Raw genomic sequence first — 17,370 nt, 5'->3', positions numbered from 1 at the left:
CTTGCTTCCTCCTGCCTCAAAGAGCTGCGCCATGTTCTTGCATCTGGCGTGCGGCGATGTATTCTAACAAATGTTAGAATTCAAGGAAGAAGATATCGTGGCTGAAAAAGAGCAAGTCCGCTATTCGGTCGAAGACGGCATAGCGACCGTGACCATCGACCGTCCCGAACGCAAGAATGCGCTCTCGGTAGAGGCGATGAACGGCCTGACCGGCGCCTGGGGCAGGGCAGAGGCTGACGCCGCCGTCCGCGCGATCATCCTGACCTCAACCGATTGCGGGGTATTCTGCGCAGGGTTGGACCTGAAGCAGGCCGCGGAGATCCGGGCGAGGGACGGGGTGGATATTCTGACGCTGATGCGCGATCCCATGCAGCACGCGATGCAGAAGGTCGCCAAGCCAATCATTGCTGCCATGACGGGATCTCTGATGGCCGGCGGGATGATGCTTGCGCTGAAGTGCGACTTGAGGATCGGATTGCGCGGCACCCGAGCAGGGATAACCGAGGTGAAGATGGGGCGCGGGTCCCCGTGGGCGGTGCCGATGTTATGGATGGTCCCGCAGCCGCTGTTGATGGAGATGGTCCTGACCGGTGAAACAATTCCGATCGAACGCCTCGCGGAACATGGTTTCACGAACTCGCTTGAGGACACGCCACGCGCTGTGCGCGAACGTGCGCTGGAACTGGCCCGGAAAATCGTCGAGGGCGCGCCACTGTCCGTCAAGGCGGCCAAATCGAGCGTGCTTGCCGCAATGGACCTGGGTCTTGCACAGGGGCTCGTTGAGGCAGAGCGTTTGCATAAGGAGGTCTATGCCAGTCTCGACGCGATCGAAGGGCCCAAGGCGTTCGCAGAGAAGCGAAAGCCGGTCTGGCACGGCCGATAGATTGGGATCAGGGCTTGTTGACGCCTTCGAAGATCAGCGTCTCCGTGCGGCGGGCCAATTCGAGCACGGCATCCCTGTTTTCCAGCCTGAACCACTCGATTGTCCAGTTGAGAGCGCCGATCACGAACATACGCAATGGCACGACCTCCATATCGGCGCGGATCTCGCCGGCGCGGCGGGCATCGATGAAAAGCTGGTCCCAGTATTCCGCGTACGCGCGCCGCAGCGGTCGGTGCGGCTTCTTCAGTTGCTCCGGCAATTGTCCGTAGATTCGAATGTTGGCTGATGTGAAGTCGCTCGTCTCGAGGAGCGCGACGAGATGGGCCTCGATCGCAAGAGCAATCTTGCGTCGGTGTGATACCTTTCCGGCACGTTCGACCGAGTTTTTCACGGTCTCGAACACGTGGCGGAGGCCGCGGTCCAGCACTTCGTCGAGAATCTGCTCCTTGGAATCGAAATGATAGTAGATGCTGCCGGCCTTGATTTTGGCCCTTGCTGCGATCTGGCGCAGGGTGGTGGCCGAAAACCCCTGGCGACGAAACAGCTGTGCTGCTGAGTGCAGGATGAGGTCACGCGACCGCTCGGATTTGGGCGTTGCGACCGCAGAGGTTTTGTCAGGCTCGGCCTTGTGCCCACGGCTTACGGAGGGGGCTTTCGGCCGGCGCACCGCCGGCCTCGGACCGGACCGGTCACCGGAACGCAGGGATGACCGCGCCGCCTTCATGCCTACCGCAAGCTCCATCTTGAAATATTGGCCTGCCGGTTCGTGCAACCAATGATCGCTGTCGAAGCAGATTCCGCCGCGTATGGCAACATCTGACAGAAGGCATATTCGAATTGAATCTTAGGCACTGGCAATTGAGGGCCGAGGTCAGTTGGAGGGATTATCGCCGGCCGCGCCCGCCGAACATGTTTCTGCCCCCCGTGGCAACCGCGGAAATTCATCATCAGGTTTCGGCCTGTTGCACTTGGGGCAGGGTGCGCCAGCGCAACCGCACCGGCACGCGCCTTTTCCTAGCGAAAAGCGATGCTGAGGTGTTCACCGCTCACGTGCGAGGCTTTCCAGTGTTGTCCTCAAGTGGCTTGTCGGCAGTGCGGCCTTCGGCCATTGCCTCGACGGTCTCGACAACGACCTTCCGCGCAGTTCGATCCCTGATCGCTCGGAATGCTCGCAGCAATCGAAATATGTCTGCCGCGTCTCGAGCAAGCTGCTCCTTCGTCAAAGCTTGAATTCCTACAATGATCGTTGGAGCGGGCCTGGAATCGAAAAGGACCGTCCGAGGGCGGTCCTTTTTTGGCCGGTTGCAATTGGCTTGTAAAAGCTCAAAGGTGAAAAATGCTCTGCAAGTTACGGTAACGTCGGCAGAGATAATATTACGGCCGACCTATCTGTACCGAAATCCGGATCAATACGGTGTTCGAGCGTCGAACCGGCCGTGGATTTGCGATAGTCGCAGTCTGCAACGAGCCGCTCCTGATCCCCTGCGGCCACTGCGGTGATCCGGCGCCTGAACAACGGGCGGCATTTGACGGGCTCATTACTGAAGGACCTTCGGCAGCACGACAACTACGTCGATTTCTCGGCCGACGATCTGCGAAGCAACGATTGCGATGCGCGGGGCGAAATTGTCCTCGATCTCGGCCGCGGTCGACTCGTCCCTTGCGTAGACATATAGAAGTGGCCCGTCGATCTCCGCAAAGCGGATGCCGGCAAAGACGCGGTCAAACGTTCCCGCGCCCACGATGAGCGCCATTCTTGCTTGTATCGCGTAGTCCTGGATTTCGGTCAGGTCCATTTTGCTACCGGTAGGATTAGGGTAAGGAGCTGTCGCTGGGTGATAGATGTTTACGCCTCCTGTCGTCGGCAAGGGCAATTTCAGAATTTGCCGAAAGACTTGACGCCGACGCGGTGTTCTCACTTCCAATAAGGAATAGTGCGGCGGTCAGGGCGATCGCTCGCGCGCTGGAATCCGGAGATTTTGTTATCTCACCCGACGTCGGGCCGCTTTGGCACGTCAAATACATGTACAGCCACCTCGGCTCGATGACCGTCGTCGACATGGTCGTGCTGACACCGGAAAGGACATTCACGAGTACCGAAATCTCGTTGCGGCTGCGCGTGTGACCCTCGTAACCGCTCCAGCCTCAGGGACGCTATTGCAACTCCTGGAAATGGCCGGTGCTATCTACGAGGATGGACCTTTCCTTCCCATCCCGTGTTGCCTTGAACGTCTTGATCTTTCCGGATGGCACTTCGCGGATATGCGAATAGCCAGCTGCCTCAAGCCTGGTCCTGATATCTTCCAGGGTGAGGGCAGATGCAGCTGGGAGTACGTTGAAAATCGCGAGAAAACAAAAGGCCGCGAGCCCTTGTGCATTCATGTCCATTTGCCTGGGCGACGGGTGGTGGCTTCTTCGTGTCCCAGAAGTATCGATCCAATTCCTCTCGAATGTCTAGCGCGTTAGATCGGGAGATCGAGTTGAGGTTCCGCTCGGTCTTTGCTCTTGGAGCGCGGACAGCGAGACGCCGAGCAAGCGTACGGATTTCTGCAGCGGCATCTCGTGCCGCAACAGGTCGATGGCAAGACGTTCGAGGTCCGCGTGGTTCGACACCTGGGTTGGCACAGATCGGCTGCGTGTGATGATCTCGAAATCGAAGAACTTGATCTTTAGCGTCACCGTGCGTCCCCGGGTGCCAGTGCTTTCGCAATGCCGCCAGACCTTTTGGATGAGCGGCTGGAGCTCTGCCGCCAAAGTGTCGAACGCTGCCAGATCGTTCGAGAACGTATTCTCTGCGCCGATTGACTTCCGGATCCGGTTCGCCCGAACCGGACGCTCATCAACCCCGCGCGAGATCCAGTAGTAGTAGGCGCCCGATTTGCCGAAATTCGCATTCATGAACTCGAGTGATTGATTGCGGATGTCGAGCCCGGTGAAGATGCCGAGGCCGTTGAATTTAGCAGTCGTCGCCGGACCGATGCCGTGGAATCTGCCAACCGGGAGACTTTCCACGAAGGTGGGCCCCATCCTGGGGGTGATGACGAACTGACCGTTGGGCTTGCGATGGTCGGACGCGAGCTTCGCGAGGAACTTGTTATAGGAGATCCCGGCGGAGGCCGTAAGGCCCGTTTCGGCGAGGATTTTGGCCCTGATCGCCGTGGCGATTTCGGTTGCGAGGGGGATGTTCTGAAGATTTTCGGTGACGTCGAGATATGCCTCGTCCAGCGACAGCGGCTCGATGATTTCCGTGTGCTCGGCGAAGATGTCCCGGATCTGCCGGCTGACGGCCTTGTAGACCTCGAACCGTGGCTTGACGAAGATCAGCTCCGGACACTGACGCTTGGCGGTGACCGACGGCATTGCCGAGCGAACCCCGAATTTGCGAGCCTCATAGCTCGCTGCGGCCACGACGCCGCGTTCTGCGGAGCCGCCCACGGCCAATGGCTTGCCGCGCAAGTCGGGATTGTCCCTTTGCTCCACCGACGCGTAGAACGCGTCCATGTCGATATGGATGATCTTGCGCGGTCGGGCCTCGCCGCTGTCCCGCGCCTGCTCCGGCGAACTCATTCGGCGACAATAGCCGAGGCCGTCGCGCGCGGGAATGGCGGGGAAAGCGGGGATAAGCCTCGTTCCGAACTGGCTGGCCGGACGTCACCAGCCTCATGCTACGAGACTTGCTGCTGGACTTGGCGACATCGCCTCAGGCTTGGGACCATTCGGCCCTTCGCCCGGTATACTTGCCTTCTTTTCGTTGCGAGCATTTTCATGAAGCAGTTTGACGAGCGGACGACCGCCAATCTTGACGTTGTTCTGGACGATGTCTGTCGCGACCTCCCGAAGGCCGGCGGCGATCACGAAACCAGAAAATTCATCGCGCGGAAGCTGTTGAGGGCCGCCCAGCAAGGGAAGAAGACGCTCGGAGCCCTCAAGCGTGTTGCCCGAAGGGCGTTGCGCGGCGTCCTGGAAGGCCGTCCGGCATAGTGGCGCGGGGCCGGGTCTGCTGTCTCCCAGTCGAAGCTGAACCGGACTTCCGGGCAGGCGCACTCAAGCGGGGAGTTTTATGTACGATATTTATTTGAACAGGAGCAATGAGCTCCTGGTTGTTGCTCGAGGTGGCTCTATGCCTCCCGCGATCGCCGGAAGGTGGCGCAAGCAGAAGCGTGTCGTTCGGTCGGTCAGCCACAGCATTCGGGATGACGTTGTGCAGCATGGTTATCACCACCGCAACCTCGCGAAGCGATTGGTCGCCTCGGCGAGGGCAGGGCTGCAGTAGGGGATTCGACCGTGGCTCTTGGTGGATGCTCGGCATGAGTGCTTACTTCGCCTCGTCCGAGCAGTAGGACGGCCTCTGGCCCGCTCGGATGCACGCTCTGTAGAGCCACGGGGCGACGAACGAACCCGACCAAATCCCGCGGCCGGCGGTTTGAGCCTTGGTTTGGGCCTCGGCGTAGTAGCCACGAGAGTATTTTGGCCAATCCAGGGCTAGTCCTTTTCCAACAATGTAGTGAGCCATGTCGGGGCCAGGATCGCCGACCTTGCAGACGGCGACGGTCCGGCCGTACTGGTCTTTGCCTTTCGAACTGCAGATCACCGGTCGTTTGACCAGATAGAGGAGAACGTCCAACGCGGTCGCGGCTTGTTGTCCACACCGATAGAGCTTGCTGTCGTCATTCCTGCACAGCTGATCGCTTTCGGGCGCGACGATGCCCCACAATCGGATGCGCGTGCCGTGGATTTCGATCGTATCGCCATCGATCACGCTGGCGCGGCCGATGATGTCATCCGCTGTCGCGGGCGTGGCGACAACCAGGCTGGCCGTGGCGACCACGAGACGCCACCGGCGCCTCATGGCGACACCAGGATATCTTCCTTGGCCTCACCCCTGGCGACGATCTTCAGCGCATCGTTGGCCAACGGGCGCTGAAGCGCCTTGGCTTCGTCCCACGGCGCGCGCATCCAGACGTCGCGCTCCTCGTCGGTGGTTATGATCACCGGCATCGCCTTTGGGTGGATCGGTGCAACGACCTCATTCGGCTCGGTCGTCAGGAAGCCGTAGACGAGGTGCGGTCCCGGGACCGGCTTGGACTTCGTCCCGCGGTCGCCCTTGAACTCGGCCCAGATACCGGCAAAGGCGGTCAGCGGTCGACCATCACTGAGAGCGAACCAAACGACGTCCTTTTTCTTAGTCTGCGGGTTCGGCTCGGGAGCGTATTCGGCGAAGCTGTTGAAAGGGACTATGCACCGTTGCTCCGGCTTAAGCCAGCCGCGCCAGTGCGGCGAGGACGTGTTGCGGATATTCGTAACGGGCGGGCCGCCGGTGCGTGGCGGCGGAGGCATGCCCCAGCGCATCAGCACCATCTCGCGTTCGTGACCGGCATTGCGAATAGCGGGGGCGGGGTAGTCCGGAAAGACGCCGGGCATGGGAGCCAAGTTGCCGACGTATCGGTTGACGACCCGAAAGAGGTTCAGGATTGCCGCTTGGTTGGTCGTGATGCTGTAGAGATTGCACATGTCAGTGTCGTACTCCACCCGACCTTCTCACGGAGTGATTTGTTGTTTGTGACGGCATCTGACTGAGCTTGCGAAAGGAGGTTGGGAAGGTCGCGTTTTCATTCTGCTTCGCCAGATGGAGAGCGCTAATCCTGCTGCATTCTTCTCGCGAAGTGCGCAGCCTGCCATAAAGAGCTGCCATAACGGCCTCAAGGCTGTCGAGCCGCATTCGACTGAAGAGACGATCCGACACGCGTAGCTTCTTCCTGTCCTTCGTCAACGGAAGCGCAGCGGTTGGGAGAAGGAAATAGTCGCGAATGCGGCTATTGCCACTCTCCATCCGAATCAAAAGCGTAAGTTCGGCCTTTTGGTACTTGAGCTTTCGTACTTCCCATCGGCGAGATCTATTGCCACCGTCCGAAACGGCGCGCGCCACCGCTACCGATACAGTCAATCCTCCGGAAATCGTAACAAGGTACAGTTCGTGCAAAAATGAGGCGTTCACGCCGCGCCCCCTAAGATTGATGATTATATCATCGACCACCGAGCAGATCGTGTGATCAATTTCGACCGCGATCTCCATAAAGCGGTACCGATTGCCGGGCCTGTAGCCAACAAGTTCATAGGCTCTCATGAGTGAGCCAAATCTATTTGTGTATACAGCGGGGTGACGCACGCCTTTTGCCGCCTGGATGATGTGGACTGACAATCGGCCCTTTCTTCGCAAGAGAGCCGCTAAACTATCAAGCAACTGCTGATCGGTTTCCTTCTTGTTGTTTGCGACTTGCGCGAGCCGCTTTCGTGCCCGAGCGAAAAGACGGGCATCGACGATACCTTCAAAGGCGTTGTCGTGACGTATCCACATTTCAGGCGGGTTGTCGACACGTCGCTCGCCAAGCTTCATTGAGCTGCGATTGAAAACGATATGACCCAAATAGATCTCGTTCGCGAGAAGGTTGCTGACAGTCAGCGCGGTCCATCGTTTCCCGCCGGGACTCAATATGCCTTCAGCGTTTAGCTCTTCCGCAATTTGCGTCCTATTTTTTCTGCGGATCACGAACGACGAGAAGATGCGGCGGACGATCTTGACTTCTGAGCGAGGTCCTCGGACGAGAACGACCCGTTCAGATTTCAAGTTCTTCTGCTGGCCGCGCTCCAGCACTCCTTTACGCTTGCCATTTGCGTCGACAAGCATCCGACGCAGCCCGAAAGGTGCCGCGCCGCCCCGCCAGTATCCTCGGTCGATGATATTCGACTGACCCAAAAATGCATTTCGCGACAGGTCCCGGCTGAAGCCGGCAGCCCTAGCGCGCTCCAGGGCCTTGAGCATCACTGATGACAGGCTGCCATCATTCTCAAATTCTGAAGCGCAATAGTGAACCGATATTCCGGCTCGTCTGCAGATGAACTCGTAGAAGGCGCTTTCGTCAGTGTCCTGAAAACGTCCCCAACGGCTAACGTCGAAGACGAGGACGCAATCAAAATCCGACCGCCCACCGTCGACGTCATCAATGAGTTGCTGCAAACCTTTACGGCGGGCGATGGTAAGACCACTGCGCCCCGGATCAGAATAGGTGCGGACGATTTCCATGCCTCGGCGTGCTGCGTAGACAGCGATGGCTGCTACTTGAATTTCGATCGAGTATTTTTGAGGATCGGACGACATCCGCACGTATTGTGCTGCCCGAAGTGTCGGGGGCGATTGTTGTTGCACCTGGAGGGCAGTGGCATCTTCAGACCTTCGCCCGCGCGGCACCGGCGCACGTTTTATGACCTTCGGAGAAGATGATCGTGGCTTGGACACCGTCGAACACCTGAGATATCGATGCAACCGTGCAACCGCCGTTGGTCGGTAATGCCGAATTGCCTTCATGGTTCCTTTGAAAAGCCGGGACGAGCGGGCTTATCCCTGCGGTCTCATTACCAAGCGTTGGCCGCAAATGCTGCCATGCATGCCCACGACTTCGTCGAGGCCATATCAGATGTTTGATCTCGCCGCTTACTCGTCAGCCGTGACGCCCGACCAATTAGCAGGTCGTCTGCACCATTCCGCCAACCCGCCTCGATTGGCATGTGATTGGCGATGAAAGGGGGGCCGCGGACGCCGGTGCATTGACGACCACCGAAGGCGTATCAACGAATTGTTGCCCTCGAAAGGCAAATGTCGGCATTTTCCCATCGGATGGGCCGCATTGATAAGTGAGCGTGTACCAAGTAACCGGTCCAGGCATGAGGTCTGCGACAAGACCACCGGAATGGCTTTCGCTATCGAGAACCTGATAGGGGCCGGCACACGCCTGTGAAGCTTGCTGTAAGCAGCCAGAAGACGAAGCGTAGCATTTCGCTGTGCTCACCGGCTTGCCTGACGGTCCGTTAAAGGAAGGGCCAGCAGTCTCCATACATCCCGACAGGCCCGCGGTCGCGCCAAGCAGCAAACACGCGCCGGCGATACTCCAAAGTCGCATTTCCAGTTACTCCCCAGCTGGGCTGACCATAGCTGCACAGAGGTTGCTGGATCAATTGGGCTAAGACTAAAGTTGTGTCCACAGGGATCATCGCTCTCCGGGCCACCAAGTCGACGGTGGATTCATGGTTGAGATTTTGTTCGTCCGCAATGCCACTAGATGGCTGCGCTTGAACGGATGGCCTGCTCGGCGCGAGCATCCTTTGCACCGCATGTAGCGCTCGAGCTCGTGAATAGGCGTCCACTTTGGACGCCGTACAATATCCAGGGCGACCGTCTGGTGAGTATCGCAACCGAGGCATTTTACCTCGAGGTAGCGATAGCCGGCATTGAGGGCGTCACCGAGGGCAGGTGACGGCTGGGCTGGACCTTGGAAGGCGAGCATCCGGGCATTCCACGCCTGGCAAGCGATCGCGTCGGCCTCTAGCCGTACTTCCTTCGCCCGCTCGGCGAGGTGCCTGACCGTCGCGCCGAACATGTACTCCCGAGATTTCGAGCCCATGCTGATCCAGTAAGCAGGAGTCGGAGAGCGCGACAAATTATCAAGCTGTTGCGGCACGGAACACGACAAGGCCACTGCGGGTCGTGGGATATGCCTCCGATGTCAACTGAGGAACCGGCGTGCCGGGAACGACCGCCAGCAGCGGCCGTTGATCACACGGAGGATCACCATGAAGGACAATTCTGAAATGTTCCCCAACGCCGAGCTTTGGTTGGCCGCGGTGGTGAGTTGCACGCCGGCGTTCCTGATCGCCGTCTGGATGATTGTATCGTTGATCCAACCGCAGTTTCCGGGCTGACGCTACCCGCATCTGAAAGCATGATCGAAGATCGCGGTAACGGCAGGGAGATAGGCCACCAGCACTCGCGCCAGGAGAACGTCAGCCACAAGCAGTTGGTCAGGGACCGAACTCAGCGCCGCGCCTCTTGCTCCGACTTCACCGAGTTGCAGCCATAGCAACGAAACACATTGACCGCTTCGTACTTGCCAACGGAGGGGAGCTCGGCCAACAGCGCCATGTGACGACCGCAAACGTCGCATTTGCATGCGAGCGCTTCCGTCTCTTGCCTGGACATTGTTGGCATAGCGAACGTCCCCATGCGCTATTTGCCGAGGGGACGATCATTATCCTCAAAACACGCCCGTTGTATCCGTGCGAATACGGACACCTCGTTTTTAGCAATACTTCGCGAGCTTGATAGACCGTATGGGTCATTCACATGCTCCGAATGGTCTAAGCGTCCGGTGCGGTCGCAGCGTGGTAGCATGTTGGACGTCAACATCTCATAGTGAGCGGCATGACGATCAAGACGCCTCATTTTCAGCCCGAGAAGACAAAGGACGGTCGCTGGTTTGTCGCGGTCAAGACCGGCAACGGGCCGGATTCTCACATTGGAGATTTCGAAACGGAAGCCGACGCCGAGCGCTGGATCGCAACCAAAGCGAAGTATTGGCCCGGTAGAGAGGGCTGAAGTGCTGGGCCCCACTCACCTCCCGGCCCCCGGGCCAATGCAGGCGATCCTAGCTCAAATGGGTCAGATGAAAGCGAATGGCCGCCTTGCAGCGCGAAACCAGGGCAGTCTCATTTACGTTTCTGATCTGTCGGCTATCGCTTCTGTTTGAGGCAGGGGCAATTGGAAGTGGCCGGCAGGGGCCGTCCGCTTTTTCCAAAGTTACGGGCGGCCCCAACTCCGGCGTTGAACCGGTTGCCGCGGCATCCTCCACGTCCAAATACGTGGTCGGGAGGATCGGGTTTTCGCGGACGCGCAGTGTGGGGCAAAGGTAGTCGCGCGCCGCAGCATTCGAAATCCTGGTGTCTCAGGCGGAGCCGTCACGAGGAGAGCAGGTTGGCCGCTGGCTATTGCAATCCCAGGGCGCTTAGGAACAGTCAGCGTTCGGTGGACGTTGATGCTCAGTCAAAAGTCTGTTGGCGCGTGGTATAACATGTGAGCGTCGCGTGCAGGCGCAAGGAAGCTACATGGCTGACGAATTTTCCATGGCGCCGACCGCTACGCCAGAACAGCGCATAGATCAGGCATCCGAAGCGATCCGTCGTATGGCTGAAGACACCATGTTCGAACCTCGACCGCAGGATCGGTGGTTGCATCATTTGAGTGAAGCGACGAGGGCGGCTCCGCTTCAATCCATTGCGGTCGCATTTCTGCTAGGGGTCTTCCTGGCTCGTCGCTAGTCGCAACATTGGTCGAACGCAAGCAATCGCGCCGCGCCGGCATCCACTCGCAAGTCAGCCCCTCACTGAAAAGCGGTCGAACGCAGTCAGTATCTGGATCGGGATGTCAACGTCCGCCTGATAGATGGTTTTCTGCAGATATTCGATTTCGATATTCTGATTGCTCTCGTCGACATCGATGTACCACGACCGCGGCCGGCCGTCGGCGCCGTCGCTCCAGCGATAGCCGCGCCGCTTGAGCGCGTCCTTCAGCTCGAAGGGCGACTGCTCGGCCCAGATCCTGATCGTCTTGCGGCGTGCCCGCTCGAGCAGCATGGAGAGCACGGTGCGATCGAGCCGGGGCAGGGTGATCGCGAGGATCTCGAGCAGCGCCAGGCAATCGTCGACGGCACGGTGCGCCTCGTGAAACAGTCCCGCCTTCATCAGGAGGTAGGACAGGCGAGAACCCTCGAAGCCATGGCCGCGCCATTCGACCTCGCTGACCGAGCATGCCCAGGCCTTGTGGATGAAGATGGCCGCGTAGCGCTCCATGAATTTGCGGTCGAACCCCGCATTGTGGGCAATGACCACGACCGCATCGGAGGCGAATTCGCTGATGCGCGCCTCATCGAGAGTGTGGCCTTCAACCATTTCGTCGGTGATGCCGGTCAGCGCCGTGATCTCCGCGGGAATGGCGATCGACGGCTGGTTGAGGCAAGTGAAGGTATCGATGACCCGGCCGATCCTCCCGTCCGGAAGATAGGTGAACTTGACCATTCCGAGCTCGATGATCTCGTCGCGGGCCGGATCGAGGCCGGTGGTCTCGACATCGAGCAGGATTGCGGTCTTGGTCGATTGCCCGTCACTCGGCGTAAAGTCGGAGCGGGGAACCAGCCGGCGCAGCACCCGGTAGTCGGGTGACTGCTCCAGCATGCCGGCGATCTCGGCGAGGGACGGTTGAACGGTCATATCGGATGGCGGACGATCATTGGGTCGAAAGCTCGCCAGTCTAGCCGATCGGACCGGTCCAGGCATCGTGGTGCCTGTGGATAGCTCCGCGGTGCGCGTAGATGGCTGCCCTGTACGAACTTGTCCGTGGAACCGGCACGCCGGCATCTCCGATCACATTATTCGGAAAATACGAAATAAGACTCGACGAAACAACCAACTCGCTCTTATCATGCTGCCAAAGAGAAGAGTTGAGACGGTCGTGATGGACAATCATGAGGCCAGGTCTTCGGACCTCGTTGAAATCGCTCGTAGAAGCGGGGAATTTCGTAAGCACTATGGCGTTGCGCTTGGCGCGATCCTCTATCTCAGTTCTATCAGCGCCGCGCGGCCACGTTCGATCTGGTGGAGTGGGGTGCTGACGGCTCTGATCGGCGCGGTGGCCTTGTGGCTCAGGACGCGGGGCAACGGCAGCTAACAGGTGACGCGTTCGTTTCTCGGTGCGCTAACGATGCGCCTCGGTTGTGCGGCGTGCTGCGTTCCGCTTCAGCAGAACCTATCATCCCTTGCCGGGGCAGGGAGACTCACCGTAACTCGAACCGACTGTATCCTGGCTGGGGACTTACCGATGAATCGATCGAATGGGCTACCGAACGATGGCTATGCGTTGATTATCGACGGCCAGGTGAAGACCGAGTTCAAAACGAGGGAGGGCGCTGAAGCCGGTGCCAAGGACTTGAAACGCCGTTTTCCGGTGCTGCAGATCCGGCTGTATGATGCCGAGGCAAAGCGGGCCGTAGAGTTCGCCTGAGAAGCTGATCGTCTTCGAAGACGAACCCATCTCGCCGGCCACGGGAGCCTGCGAGCGCTTCGACCAACGCAATGCTACACCATGTTGGCAATCTCAACCTGAGTTTGTCCTATCGCCGCCGAGTTGCAGCCGGAGGGGTCTTTGTCATGCGGAAATTTCTCGCCAGGCTCCCCCTCCTGTTGCTTCTGCTGACGGCCCAGCAAGCGAAAGCCTGGAACGCCGACGGCCATCAGATTGTCGGCGCTATCGCAGATGCCATGCTGTCCGCGAATGCCAAGACGAAAGTTGCATCCATCCTGGGCGTCGATCTGCGCACCGCCGCGCCGTGGCTGGATTGCGTGAAGAGCGTCCATCGCCAGGATGACGGTACTTTCAAGTACGTTGTGGAAGAGGCGTTTGAGGCTCCTTGCACGCCGTTCAAGGATGCCCGGGGCCTGATGGAAGCCTATGTCGGGCGCAATTTCGTTCAGTGCAGTTATACGGTGCATCGCAAGGAGAACGGCCACGAGTTCGACGAGGAGATGGGATGTCATAACACCTATCATTTTGATGACATCTCGATCCTGCGCGATCGCTTCGACCGCAACTTCCAGGGGACCAACGAGCACGACATCGTTGCCGCCATTAATGCGGCCATTGCTGTCCTGAAGGATCGCCCGTCACCGCCACCCTTCAGGATCGCAACAAAGGCAGAGGCGCTGTTTCTTCTCGCCCATTTGATAGGGGACCTTCACCAGCCGCTGCATGTCGGGGCGGTCTATCTCGATCTGCAGGGGCAGCAGGTCGATCCGGACGTGACTCATACGATCGATCCTTCAACTGAGACGATCGGCGGCAACGCTCTGTTCGACAACAACAAGAATCTGCATTCGGCGTGGGATGCCCCGCCGACCAACTTCCATGTCGCGCAAGCCCTCGACCTGTTGCAGGCGGCGCAGCAGATCGCAAAAGACAACGATCAGATAGAGAACTGGTCGTTGGCCTGGGCGAGCGATACGATCAAGGTTGCGCCGCGAGCGTTTGCCGGCGCCAGCTTTGCCAAGGTGCAGCCGAGTGTCGCTCATCCGAACGGGGGCTGGTCCATCACCTTTCCAGATCATGCGGCCTATGTGGATGCCCGCGATCAGATCAAGCGTGAGCAACTGGCGAAGGCGGGTGCTCGGTTGGCGAACTTGCTGAACGCGATTTGGCCTTAGGGAGCGTGGTGGCGGACGGGCTCGCCAAGTAGAGACAGTGCCGTGGTTGGGTGGATCGGTCGGTTATCTTTTAAGCGGTCAAAATCCAGTCCAACTGATCCAGACTGACATGGCACTCCCGCAAGATGCGGGACGGGCTCTCGTGAACCGCACCGCTTCGCGTCACGGCCTTGCGGCTTCGATCCCTTGTGCGGAGAGCTTGCTTTTGTCCGAGTTGGCGGTGTGCTCGTTGACGAGCTTGCAATGAGCCGTTTCTTGCGGAGAAGCAATCTCGCTCCCGCGTGACGATTTGGACCGATCAATCACGTGTCGCATCGCCGCCGACATGACGGGTAGCCTGGCGGCAATCAGCGGTGAATGCTCGAGCTCTCGATGCCTCGCGCCGGATAATCTCGCTGAGCCGGCGAAGCGGAGTGTTTCCGACTACGCGGATGATTTGGTGTAACCTTCAAAGAACGGCCGCACGAATAGATCGGCCACGTTGTCGACGGTCAGGTCAGGAACCCACGCCCCCAGATCGACTGCAGCGTTGATCATCGATGACAGCATCCAAGCGGCCACGACCGGCGATGTGGTTCTAATCGAGCCATCCTGCATACCCTCGCTGAACAATAGAACAAACCCATTGATAATACGATCGGATTTATGCAGCAGGTCGGCACGGATATGCTTGGGAAGCGTCATCAGGGCAGACATCGAGAGCAGCGGCGCTTCTCCAAGCAGCTGGTGTTCGATCAAGTGGACAGCCAACGCCCAGAGTTTCTCCGCCCCCGGGGCGGTGAGTCTGGCTGCATCGTGCTTCGCCGTCTGCACGAGCGCCAGGGAGCGCTCGAAGCACGACACGACAAGGTCGTCCTTCGCCTCATTATGGTAATAGAAAGACCCCTTTGTAACGTTCAGCGCGGCCGATATGCGCTCGACCGACGCACCTGCATAGCCTTGCTCATTGAGGACCTTGGTTGCGGCTTTCAGGAAATCTTCGGCTCGATCGTCCCTGCGCGGAGATTGATACGTCAAAGCGTAAAGCCGACCGCCGATCAAAGGTTGAACCGAAACACCCCCCAGCCAAATTCTGAGCACGATGCCGGCTATTGCGTCGTATTCATCCTCGGAATGTCGTTCGAGCAACGCCGGCATCCAGAAGATCCAGGAGAAGAGCAGGTGCGCGTGGGCGTTGGAAACGCGGCTATGTCGGTCCGGGGAACTACGAAGTAATTTACGAAACTTACCGAACGTCTGAGCGATGGCATGATCCACAGCAGGGTCCGCCAGGACACGAACCTCGTCGAAGCGCACGATCGTAAGCGCACGCCCGGCTGTCGCCTCCTCAAGGTACCGGCAATAGTTGGACAGGAAGGACTTGAGTCGACCTTCGACCGTCGCCCCGTCAGCTGAATCGATGAAGCCTTGGATACGCTCCAGCGAGGAAATATAACACGCGCTCGCCAACTGCTCCTTGCGGCGGAAATAATAAGCAATGCCGGTAGCGACGATGCCGAGCTTGTTTGCGACTTCAACGAAGGTCATTCCCCTCAAGCCGACATCGTTGATCAATTGGATAGCGACGCCAAGTACCGCCTCACGCCGGCGGAAGCGCTTCGGCTTGGGCTGATTCGCAGCAGAAGGCGCCATCACCTCGATCTGCCTCCAAGAGTCATTTGCTCTTCGTCTGACACGCCCGCCGCCTCGCTGTTGGTCGATCCCGGCATACGATCGGCCCGCAATTGGAATCGTCGTACCTTACCGGCATCGTCCCGCAACGGATAGCTGACAATCTCTATTGTTCGCGGGCGCTTGTAGCTGACAAGACGTTCTGCCAGATGGCGGTTGAGCCCGTCCAGGTCGATTGTAGGAGGCGCTTGAACAACGGCATGAACGCGATGGCCAAGATCCTCGTCAGGAAGGCCAATCACCGCGCTCGAGGCGACAAGCGGATGTTCCTCCAGCGCAGCTTCGACTTCGGCAGGGAAGACGTTAGCCCCTCCGACCAGGATCATGTCGGTGCGCCGGTCCGCCAGGTAGAGATAGCCTTCCTCGTCCATCCAACCGAGATCGCCCAGCGTCTCCCACTCTCCGATCCGCTCGGCCATGGCACCGATGTAGCGATATGTCGGCAACCCGCTGCTGGGCATTTTGAGGTAAACGGTGCCGATAGTTCCTGGCGCTAGCAGTCGTCCATGCTCATCAAGAACCGCGATCTCGCCCATGGCTGGGCGGCCGACCGACCCGCGATGCTGCAGCCAGTCGTGGCCCCCAATGACCGTTACCGCCTGGCTTTCTGTCCCACCGTATAGTTCCCATAGTTTGTCCGCGCCGATCCATCCGATCCAGGCTTCCTTCAGCCGCGGCGGGCAGGGCGCGGCCATGTGCCAGACGTTGCGGAGCGAAGACATGTCGCTCCTGTCCCGAACCTCCTGGGGCAGCTGCCAGATCCGATGCATCATGGTGGGCACGAGATAGAGCCAGGTAGCCTGGCGATGCGTTACAATGCGCAGAAGCTCCTCCGGATCGAACTTGCGCATCAGTACCAGGTGAGCACCCGCAAGAATTGCGGTGAGTGCCAGCGAGAACGGGGCATTGTGGTGGAGCGGCGCCGGCATCACGGCGATATCACTCTGCGTGATACCGTAGAAATCCCCCTCATCCGGCAGGACGACGCCTGCTCGACCAGACACAATCAGCTTCGGCCGCCCGGTGGATCCGCCGGAGGTCGGAGCCTTCAATGCAGGGGAGATCCGATCGGGCAGATCCGTGTCATCAATGGACTCCTCCAGTAGCATCGCCGGCGTCACGTCGCATGGTCGTACGACCGCGGCGCGGATCACCACGCGAGGGCATGCAAGGGACAGGATTGCCTCAAGCTCCTTCTCCGGCAGCTTTCCGGAGACCGGTTGCGGAATGGCTCCGAGCTTGAGGACCGCACACGTCGCGACCATGAAGTCGAGCCCGTTGGGCAAGGCGATGGTGACGAAGTCCCCCAGGCCGACGCCTCTTGCTGCGAGTGCATGAGCCATCCGGTTTGACGAGAGGTGCAGCTCCCGCCGCGACAACGTGAGCCCCTCGAAGGTTACACAGTCCGCCGACGGCGAATCCCAGGCAAGATTGGTGATTTTCGTGCCGATTGAGACTGCGTGGGGTGTTTCGATCATTGCCTGGTCTGCCTGTTTTTGTCGCCATGGATGCCCTGACCATAATCTGTAAATAACAAACCCAAAACAAAAATTTAGATCAGTTGCTTCGTGCGGCTCTAATGCGTCGCCGCGGCGGGCATTCGCGATGCCTGCTTGGTTTTGCCAAATCACCCGAAATTGTCCCGGATTCTTGATTGTGACTTCTATCTGACATGGATGCTTGACGAGGTGCTGATTAACGCTGTAGAGGATACCCAGAACAAAAAATAACATACT

General features: G+C 59.0%; 16 protein-coding genes and 1 pseudogene. 7 read left to right on the top strand and 10 right to left on the bottom strand.

The annotated features are described in order from the left end of the window. Nucleotides 1–70: 70 nt before the first annotated feature. Nucleotides 71–883 carry an enoyl-CoA hydratase/isomerase family protein gene (locus tag AKN83_RS03685; protein ID WP_050406591.1) on the top strand — a complete coding sequence of 271 codons (813 nt, stop codon included), beginning with the start codon at nucleotides 71–73 and terminating at the stop codon, nucleotides 881–883. Nucleotides 884–890: 7 nt separating this feature from the next. Here the strand turns inward: AKN83_RS03685 and AKN83_RS03680 are convergent, their stop codons facing one another. The 3 genes and pseudogenes from AKN83_RS03680 to dinB form a co-directional block, all read right to left on the bottom strand. After that, nucleotides 891–1,655, bottom strand: coding sequence for a TetR/AcrR family transcriptional regulator (locus AKN83_RS03680; RefSeq protein ID WP_206600776.1), 765 nt, complete (start codon nucleotides 1,653–1,655; stop codon nucleotides 891–893). Between the two features lie 766 nt (nucleotides 1,656–2,421). Continuing rightward, on the bottom strand, nucleotides 2,422–2,679 hold the full coding sequence (locus AKN83_RS03675) for a hypothetical protein (protein ID WP_050406590.1): 258 nt from the start codon (nucleotides 2,677–2,679) through the stop codon (nucleotides 2,422–2,424). Nucleotides 2,680–3,345: 666 nt separating this feature from the next. After that, nucleotides 3,346–4,450: pseudogene (gene dinB, locus AKN83_RS03660) on the bottom strand (DNA polymerase IV). Nucleotides 4,451–4,648: 198 nt separating this feature from the next. On the opposite strand from dinB, the gene AKN83_RS03655 reads away from it, so the two are divergent. Beyond that, nucleotides 4,649–4,864 carry a hypothetical protein gene (locus tag AKN83_RS03655; RefSeq protein ID WP_050406587.1) on the top strand — a complete coding sequence of 72 codons (216 nt, stop codon included), beginning with the start codon at nucleotides 4,649–4,651 and terminating at the stop codon, nucleotides 4,862–4,864. A 334-nt stretch (nucleotides 4,865–5,198) separates the two neighbouring features. Here the strand turns inward: AKN83_RS03655 and AKN83_RS03650 are convergent, their stop codons facing one another. The 4 genes from AKN83_RS03650 to AKN83_RS41035 form a co-directional block, all read right to left on the bottom strand. After that, nucleotides 5,199–5,711 (bottom strand): thermonuclease family protein, encoded by a 513-nt coding sequence (locus AKN83_RS03650; RefSeq protein ID WP_244521872.1) that lies wholly within the window; start codon nucleotides 5,709–5,711, stop codon nucleotides 5,199–5,201. Nucleotides 5,712–5,728: 17 nt separating this feature from the next. Then, on the bottom strand, nucleotides 5,729–6,394 hold the full coding sequence (locus tag AKN83_RS03645) for an SOS response-associated peptidase (protein WP_050406585.1): 666 nt from the start codon (nucleotides 6,392–6,394) through the stop codon (nucleotides 5,729–5,731). 1 nt (nucleotide 6,395) lies between these two features. Next, nucleotides 6,396–8,246, bottom strand: coding sequence for a recombinase family protein (locus tag AKN83_RS03640; RefSeq protein ID WP_157113195.1), 1,851 nt, complete (start codon nucleotides 8,244–8,246; stop codon nucleotides 6,396–6,398). Nucleotides 8,247–8,925: 679 nt separating this feature from the next. After that, the gene (locus AKN83_RS41035) at nucleotides 8,926–9,339 is read right to left on the bottom strand and encodes a hypothetical protein (protein ID WP_083991904.1); all 414 of its coding nucleotides are present in this window, start codon (nucleotides 9,337–9,339) and stop codon (nucleotides 8,926–8,928) included. Between the two features lie 169 nt (nucleotides 9,340–9,508). Between AKN83_RS41035 and AKN83_RS41690 the strand changes: the two genes are divergently transcribed. The 3 genes from AKN83_RS41690 to AKN83_RS39430 all read left to right on the top strand — a co-directional run bounded on the left by AKN83_RS41690 (nucleotide 9,509) and on the right by AKN83_RS39430 (nucleotide 11,029). Next, nucleotides 9,509–9,637, top strand: coding sequence for a hypothetical protein (locus AKN83_RS41690; RefSeq protein WP_283807352.1), 129 nt, complete (start codon nucleotides 9,509–9,511; stop codon nucleotides 9,635–9,637). A gap of 499 nt (nucleotides 9,638–10,136) precedes the next feature. Continuing rightward, nucleotides 10,137–10,310, top strand: coding sequence for a hypothetical protein (locus AKN83_RS39435; RefSeq protein WP_157113194.1), 174 nt, complete (start codon nucleotides 10,137–10,139; stop codon nucleotides 10,308–10,310). Between the two features lie 506 nt (nucleotides 10,311–10,816). Beyond that, complete coding sequence (locus tag AKN83_RS39430; protein ID WP_157113193.1) at nucleotides 10,817–11,029, top strand: hypothetical protein; 213 nt, start codon at nucleotides 10,817–10,819, stop codon at nucleotides 11,027–11,029. Between the two features lie 54 nt (nucleotides 11,030–11,083). On the opposite strand, the gene AKN83_RS03630 is transcribed toward AKN83_RS39430, so the two are convergent. Continuing rightward, nucleotides 11,084–11,977, bottom strand: a complete 894-nt coding sequence (locus tag AKN83_RS03630; RefSeq protein WP_050406583.1) for a 3'-5' exonuclease — start codon at nucleotides 11,975–11,977, stop codon at nucleotides 11,084–11,086. Nucleotides 11,978–12,584: 607 nt separating this feature from the next. On the opposite strand from AKN83_RS03630, the gene AKN83_RS03620 reads away from it, so the two are divergent. Together AKN83_RS03620 and AKN83_RS03615 are read left to right on the top strand one after the other, a co-directional pair. Next, a complete protein-coding gene (locus AKN83_RS03620; protein WP_050406582.1) occupies nucleotides 12,585–12,767 on the top strand; it encodes a hypothetical protein in 183 nt (60 codons plus the stop codon). A 146-nt stretch (nucleotides 12,768–12,913) separates the two neighbouring features. After that, complete coding sequence (locus AKN83_RS03615; protein ID WP_063695172.1) at nucleotides 12,914–13,963, top strand: S1/P1 nuclease; 1,050 nt, start codon at nucleotides 12,914–12,916, stop codon at nucleotides 13,961–13,963. Nucleotides 13,964–14,386: 423 nt separating this feature from the next. Here the strand turns inward: AKN83_RS03615 and AKN83_RS03610 are convergent, their stop codons facing one another. After that, a complete protein-coding gene (locus AKN83_RS03610) occupies nucleotides 14,387–15,595 on the bottom strand; it encodes a TetR/AcrR family transcriptional regulator (RefSeq protein ID WP_050406580.1) in 1,209 nt (402 codons plus the stop codon). Further along, complete coding sequence (locus tag AKN83_RS03605; RefSeq protein WP_244521922.1) at nucleotides 15,595–17,367, bottom strand: AMP-binding protein; 1,773 nt, start codon at nucleotides 17,365–17,367, stop codon at nucleotides 15,595–15,597. Before AKN83_RS03605 ends, AKN83_RS03610 begins: the two co-directional genes overlap by 1 nt. Between the last annotated feature and the right edge of the window lie 3 nt (nucleotides 17,368–17,370).

The sequence above is a fragment of the Bradyrhizobium embrapense genome (genome assembly GCF_001189235.2).
GTDB classification, from domain to species: Bacteria; Pseudomonadota; Alphaproteobacteria; order Rhizobiales; family Xanthobacteraceae; genus Bradyrhizobium; species Bradyrhizobium embrapense.
Note: the sequence above shows the minus strand (reverse complement) of the source record. Positions and strands in the feature narration are given on the sequence as shown.

Bases quoted from the DNA above. Each gene is read 5' to 3' on its own strand.
- AKN83_RS03630 (WP_050406583.1), bottom strand. From the start codon at position 11,977: ATGACCGTTCAACCGTCCCTCGCCGAGATCGCCGGCATGCTGGAGCAG.
- AKN83_RS03605 (WP_244521922.1), bottom strand. From the start codon at position 17,367: ATGTTATTTTTTGTTCTGGGTATCCTCTACAGCGTTAATCAGCACCTC.
- AKN83_RS03655 (WP_050406587.1), top strand. From the start codon at position 4,649: ATGAAGCAGTTTGACGAGCGGACGACCGCCAATCTTGACGTTGTTCTG.
- AKN83_RS03610 (WP_050406580.1), bottom strand. From the start codon at position 15,595: ATGGCGCCTTCTGCTGCGAATCAGCCCAAGCCGAAGCGCTTCCGCCGG.
- AKN83_RS03645 (WP_050406585.1), bottom strand. From the start codon at position 6,394: ATGTGCAATCTCTACAGCATCACGACCAACCAAGCGGCAATCCTGAAC.
- AKN83_RS41035 (WP_083991904.1), bottom strand. From the start codon at position 9,339: ATGGGCTCGAAATCTCGGGAGTACATGTTCGGCGCGACGGTCAGGCAC.
- AKN83_RS03640 (WP_157113195.1), bottom strand. From the start codon at position 8,246: ATGAAGGCAATTCGGCATTACCGACCAACGGCGGTTGCACGGTTGCAT.
- AKN83_RS03685 (WP_050406591.1), top strand. From the start codon at position 71: ATGTTAGAATTCAAGGAAGAAGATATCGTGGCTGAAAAAGAGCAAGTC.
- AKN83_RS39435 (WP_157113194.1), top strand. From the start codon at position 10,137: ATGACGATCAAGACGCCTCATTTTCAGCCCGAGAAGACAAAGGACGGT.
- AKN83_RS03620 (WP_050406582.1), top strand. From the start codon at position 12,585: ATGAATCGATCGAATGGGCTACCGAACGATGGCTATGCGTTGATTATC.
- AKN83_RS03675 (WP_050406590.1), bottom strand. From the start codon at position 2,679: ATGGACCTGACCGAAATCCAGGACTACGCGATACAAGCAAGAATGGCG.
- AKN83_RS03615 (WP_063695172.1), top strand. From the start codon at position 12,914: ATGCGGAAATTTCTCGCCAGGCTCCCCCTCCTGTTGCTTCTGCTGACG.
- AKN83_RS41690 (WP_283807352.1), top strand. From the start codon at position 9,509: ATGAAGGACAATTCTGAAATGTTCCCCAACGCCGAGCTTTGGTTGGCC.
- AKN83_RS39430 (WP_157113193.1), top strand. From the start codon at position 10,817: ATGGCTGACGAATTTTCCATGGCGCCGACCGCTACGCCAGAACAGCGC.